The organism is Vibrio sp. V19_P1S1T109, assembly GCF_002241375.1.
In the GTDB taxonomy this organism is placed as follows: Bacteria; Pseudomonadota; Gammaproteobacteria; order Enterobacterales; family Vibrionaceae; genus Vibrio; species Vibrio anguillarum.
On sequence record NZ_NDIM01000121.1, the window covers coordinates 1 to 5159 of the forward strand.

Below are 5159 nucleotides of genomic sequence, written 5' to 3' on the forward strand. Positions count from 1 at the left end.
CTTCAATATCGGAATTGATTGCTTTTAGTTCGGTCATATCTACCTCTGGGTGATAAAAATATTTATTGTTAGTTATACCTTGAACACCAATTTTCCTGGCATATACACTTACATTGCTTAAAGCGTGCCAACACACAATATATTAAATAAAATCAACAGTTTAAAACATCCTTAAAACAAGGATAACACACTGTGTTGTGGGCAACACACTAAGTTCATATGATGTGACACACTAACAACACGCTTATGTGTATTCATAGTTAACTCATTGACTAGCAACTAGGTTTTAATAATTAATTGGAATTAGCTTTAGGCTTCAATAAATGATGGATGAAAACCATAAAGCATTGGCTGGAACGGATTAAAGGGGGCGGTTAAAATGAATTAACATACTTAGGCTAATCCAAGGATGGTTGATTTAGTTAAATCGTTAACTCAGAAATGTCCACCGACGTTTCAGATCTTCCTGAACCCTACTAAATGTTACTGCCAAACTTCATGTTGACCAAAAACACTGAGAGGAGGTCATCATGAGAAAGTTATCATCTGGAAAATGCAGTGGCATCAAAAGGCCATTTAAGCTTGAAGAGATCTGGCGGATCAGAACTAGGCTAGAGATTGAAAATGATCTGATGCAGCTCGCACTACTGAACCTAGCTATAGATAGCAAGTTAAGAGCGAGTGATTTGCTAAAACTACACGTTTACGATGTTTCTTCGCAAGGAGTTATCTATGAAAGGGTTCAGTGCATCCAGCAAAAAACTGGCACCGATGTCCACTATGAGATTACTCCGAGAACACAGCAAAGTATTAGCCGATGGATTTTTGCAGCATCTCTAGAGGCAAGCAGTTTTCTATTCCCGAGTAGCCGACGCACTGGGCAACCTATCAGCTACTCATTCTATCGTTCAATTATCAGGAATTGGGCTGCAAAACTGGGACTGAATGCTGACTATTACGGCACTCATTCCATGCGCCGCACCAAAGCCACTTTAATCTATGCCAGAACGAAAAACATCAGGGCCGTACAGATCTTACTTGGACATTCGAAGCTAGATAACACAATTCGATACCTTGGCGTTGAGCTAGAAGACGCTCTGAGGTTGTCTGAGAAAACAGACTGCTGACAGACAGGAGACAGGAGCTGCCACAGGCTTTTCTTCTGAAAAGCCTGTGGCCCAAAACAATTCAGAGCTTCTCTTATTTTGGATAGGTAAGGCTGCACAAAGCTTTGATGATACGTAGTGAAAACTGTCGTTTTTATTCAATCTTTAGCTAAGAGCAAGAACTATGATGTGTGACATCGAAAAGCAATGCTCACTTGAAGAGTCATTGTATAGCATGCAGGATAAAAACGATGTTAAACATTAAACCAATCGATAACCTAGAACAGATTCATTCCCTAAAACAAGTGTACTTTGCTCAATCCACCGCACCCTTAGACGGTATGTGGCATTTCGGTTTTGTACCAATGGCGACTCACTACGGGTTCTATGAACAAGGTGCTCTTGTAGGATACTGCTGTATCAACAGTGATGGTTATATGCTGCAATTTTATCTATCCACCGAGGCGAACACCGATCAAAGAGATTTATTTACGTTAATTACTGATGGAAACAGCTCTGTCATTGGTGACGTTAAAGGCGCTTTTGTTAGCACAGCTGAGACTCAATATCTATCGCTGTGCATGGATAACTCTTTACAGTTTACAGTCAATGCGTTGATGTATCAGCAGATGGAAAAAAGCGATGAAAACGTCCAATGTAACGTTGAACTACAGCAAGCATCCACTGATCAATTGGAGCAGTTTGTTGAATTTGCTGCGGCTAACATTGGAGCACCCAAAGAATGGTTAACTGGCTATTACAACAACCTAATCAATTGCAAAGAACTATTTGGTTACTGGCAGGGAACAGAACTACTTGCCGCAGGTGAATGCCGCTTATTCGACGAATTTCAAACGGAATATGCCGATCTGGGCATGATTGTCGCGCAGTCACAACGTGGGAAAGGCATTGCTACTCAAGTGCTTCACTGGCTCGTAAAAAGCGCCAATGAGCGTAACTTAACGCCAATTTGTTCTACCGAGAGCAGTAATGTAGGTGCGCAAAAGGCAATAAAACGAGCGGGTCTCACGGCAGTCAATCGTATTGTCCAGATTGAATTCGAACTATAGTAACGAATCACAAACTATTTCTGGCTATGCTAGGCTGCTCTGAAATGGGCGTCCCTCATCAAGTTATAGGAATTCTAGATGCTCCATTGGTTATTATCACCGAAAGCTCCAACTGTCGCTAAGTATGTTCAATGCTATTGGCTGATTGAAAAACAACCGAATGCCGAGAGCTATCCATTCCCGAAGCTTAACCCTGACCCTTGTGCTCACTTAATCATTTCGCCCAAAAATCAACGCTATCGTTATGATTTCAATTCGGCTGCTTCTATAGGATTAGGAAGTCATTGGCTCTATCCCCATCAACAAACCGTTGCACTAGATCATACCAATCCGTTCGTTCATCTTGGGATTAAATTTCATACTGGAGCCTTGTATAGCTTGCCCCAATTTTCGAAGCAAGTGGCTCTTTTAGAGCAATCCATGTTACTCGATCAAGTTGAAGAGGTAGCAAGCGGTGACAGGCTTTATAATCTATTGGATTTAGATGAGTTAATTACTCTTGCTCAAAGTGACCCGAATAATTGTGTTGATCAACTCGATACGAAATTAACACCGTGGCTCAAACTGTGCTCTGAAGATAAGCACAGTGAACTTACTCGGCAAGCTTTGAAGCATCTTGATAATACCCCCATCTCTGATTTGGGAGAGCGGCTTTTTTGCTCACAACGAACCTTAGAGAGAAGCTTTCAGCGTGTGACTGGAATGACGCTGAAGCAGTGCCAATCCATGAATCGATTAGAGGTGATGTTAGAGTATATTTATCAGCGAGACTCAGACGCACTCGACTGGGTAGATATTGCGTTCAGATTTGGATTTAGTGACCAACCCCATTTAATCCGCTACCTAAAAAAGCAGTTAGGATTAACGCCGAAAACCTATGAAAAAGAGCGAGGGTTAACAATTGATGTCTATGGTGGTATCACAGCTAGCAACGATTGAGATTGTCGGAAATGTTCAATCTCAGAACCGTTTAATTTGGATAATATCAGGCAATACCAAACAATTTACCAACGGAATATCGGAATGATTAGAAAACTCAAGCCAACAGATATTGAACGCATTTTAACAATTTGGCTTAATGCATCCATCAAGGCTCACGGTTTTGTATCGCCAGAGTTCTGGAAGTCACAAGTTCCCAGCATGCGTGATATCTACATCCCTGCCTCAGAGACTTATGTATATGAAAAAAATGGTGAGATTGTAGGGTTCTACTCGCTATACGAAGACATGTTAGCGGCAATTTTTGTTGCACCAGAGCATCAATGTAAAGGTATTGGTAAAGAGTTAATCGCTCATGTTAAGCCTCAAAGAAATACTCTAACTCTTTCTGTATATAAAGCCAATCACGCAAGCTATCAGTTCTATCTAAAGCAAGGGTTTATCACCATCAGTGAGCAGTTGGATGAGCATACGGGACATCCTGAGTGCATGATGAAGTGGGATCGATATTAGTCACTGGAGTTGTTGTTAGCTCACTTTTGTCCAAAAATCGTTTTACAGCCTAACAAAAAGGCGAACTTCTCAGTTCGCCTTTATTATTGAATATTGATAACAAAGTCAGTCACAACCTAAAAGATGATCATAAACTGTGACGACGCGCCATCAACACCAGCACCTACTCTTGATAGTTATCAATACTTGGGCATGAGCAGACAAGGTTACGGTCACCGTATACGTTATCGACACGGCTCACGGTTGGCCAGTATTTTGATGCCTTAGTATGAGTGGATGGGAAGCAAGCCGTTTCACGAGAATATGGATGAGCCCATGCTTCACTCGCGAGATCCGATTGTGTATGCGGCGCATTCACTAACGGGTTGTCGGCTAATGGCCATTCGCCTGATTGAACTTTCTCCATTTCGGCGCGAATCGCAATCATCGCCTCGCAGAAGCGATCCAATTCGGCTAAGTCTTCCGATTCGGTTGGTTCAATCATCAAGGTGCCAGCAACAGGGAAGGACATCGTCGGTGCGTGGAAACCGTAATCCATCAAACGTTTAGCAATGTCTTCTTCGCTGATACCTGTCGCTTCTTTAAGCGGACGAATGTCAATAATGCATTCGTGCGCTACGCGGCCGTTACTACCACGGTAAAGAATAGGGTAGTGTGGGCGCAGTCTTTCCATCACATAGTTAGCATTTAAAATAGCGACTTGAGTAGCCGTGGTTAAGCCTTCTGCACCCATCATGGCAATATAAGCCCATGAGATAGGTAAAATAGAAGCGCTGCCTAAATCGGCCGCAGATACGGCGTGATCGCTGCCTTCAACTCCCCCTTCAATATGTCCCGGTAGGAAAGGCGCTAGGTGAGATTTTACACCAATCGGCCCCATACCTGGGCCGCCGCCGCCATGTGGAATACAGAATGTTTTGTGCAGGTTGAGGTGAGAAACATCAGAGCCAATAAAGCCCGGATTGGTCAAACCAACTTGCGCGTTCATGTTGGCACCATCAAGGTAAACTTGGCCGCCTGCGGCGTGAACCATGTTACACACTTCTTTAACTTGTTCTTCGTAAACGCCGTGCGTTGAAGGATAAGTGATCATGATGCTAGAGAGGTTCTCTTTATGCTTCTCAATTTTGTCTGCGAGGTCTGCGATATCAACGTTGCCGTTATTATCACATTTCACGACCACTACTTTCATCGAAACCATTGAAGCGGTTGCAGGGTTGGTGCCGTGTGCTGAGCTCGGAATTAAGCAGACGTTACGGTGCCCTTCACCACGGCTTTTGTGGTAGCGCTGAATCGCCACAAGCCCTGCATATTCGCCAGAAGCACCGGAATTTGGTTGTAGCGAGAAGGCATCATAGCCTGTGATTTCACAGAGCTTTTCTTTTAAATCCTTAGCGAGAGCGGCGTAACCTGCGGCTTGCTCTTTCGGTGCAAATGGGTGGATTGAACCAAATTCTGGCCAAGTGACAGGGATCATCTCGGCTGCGGCGTTCAGTTTCATGGTGCAACTGCCAAGCGGGATCATGCCGTG

General features: G+C 43.5%; 5 protein-coding genes. 4 read left to right on the forward strand and 1 reads right to left on the reverse strand.

Annotated features, from left to right (window positions below; translation table 11 throughout):
- Positions 1–530 precede the first annotated feature (530 nt).
- The 4 genes from B9J87_RS05690 (at position 531) to B9J87_RS05705 (ending at position 3628) form a co-directional block, all read left to right on the forward strand.
- Positions 531–1127 carry a tyrosine-type recombinase/integrase gene (locus B9J87_RS05690; RefSeq protein WP_017050941.1) on the forward strand — a complete coding sequence of 199 codons (597 nt, stop codon included), beginning with the start codon at positions 531–533 and terminating at the stop codon, positions 1125–1127.
- 230 nt (positions 1128–1357) lie between these two features.
- Positions 1358–2176, forward strand: coding sequence for a GNAT family N-acetyltransferase (locus B9J87_RS05695; RefSeq protein WP_017050940.1), 819 nt, complete (start codon positions 1358–1360; stop codon positions 2174–2176).
- Between the two features lie 78 nt (positions 2177–2254).
- A complete protein-coding gene (locus B9J87_RS05700) occupies positions 2255–3115 on the forward strand; it encodes an AraC family transcriptional regulator (RefSeq protein ID WP_017049058.1) in 861 nt (286 codons plus the stop codon).
- 84 nt (positions 3116–3199) lie between these two features.
- The gene (locus B9J87_RS05705) at positions 3200–3628 is read left to right on the forward strand and encodes an N-acetyltransferase (RefSeq protein WP_017049057.1); all 429 of its coding nucleotides are present in this window, start codon (positions 3200–3202) and stop codon (positions 3626–3628) included.
- Positions 3629–3791: 163 nt separating this feature from the next.
- Here the strand turns inward: B9J87_RS05705 and B9J87_RS05710 are convergent.
- Positions 3792–5159 (reverse strand): beta-eliminating lyase-related protein (locus B9J87_RS05710; RefSeq protein ID WP_141201544.1); only part of this gene is annotated, 1368 nt, incomplete at its 5' end.

What these genes read in the sequence shown, in the direction of transcription:
- B9J87_RS05690 (WP_017050941.1), top strand. Translation starts at nt 531, where the DNA reads ATGAGAAAGTTATCATCTGGAAAATGCAGTGGCATCAAAAGGCCATTT.
- B9J87_RS05695 (WP_017050940.1), top strand. Translation starts at nt 1,358, where the DNA reads ATGTTAAACATTAAACCAATCGATAACCTAGAACAGATTCATTCCCTA.
- B9J87_RS05700 (WP_017049058.1), top strand. Translation starts at nt 2,255, where the DNA reads ATGCTCCATTGGTTATTATCACCGAAAGCTCCAACTGTCGCTAAGTAT.
- B9J87_RS05705 (WP_017049057.1), top strand. Translation starts at nt 3,200, where the DNA reads ATGATTAGAAAACTCAAGCCAACAGATATTGAACGCATTTTAACAATT.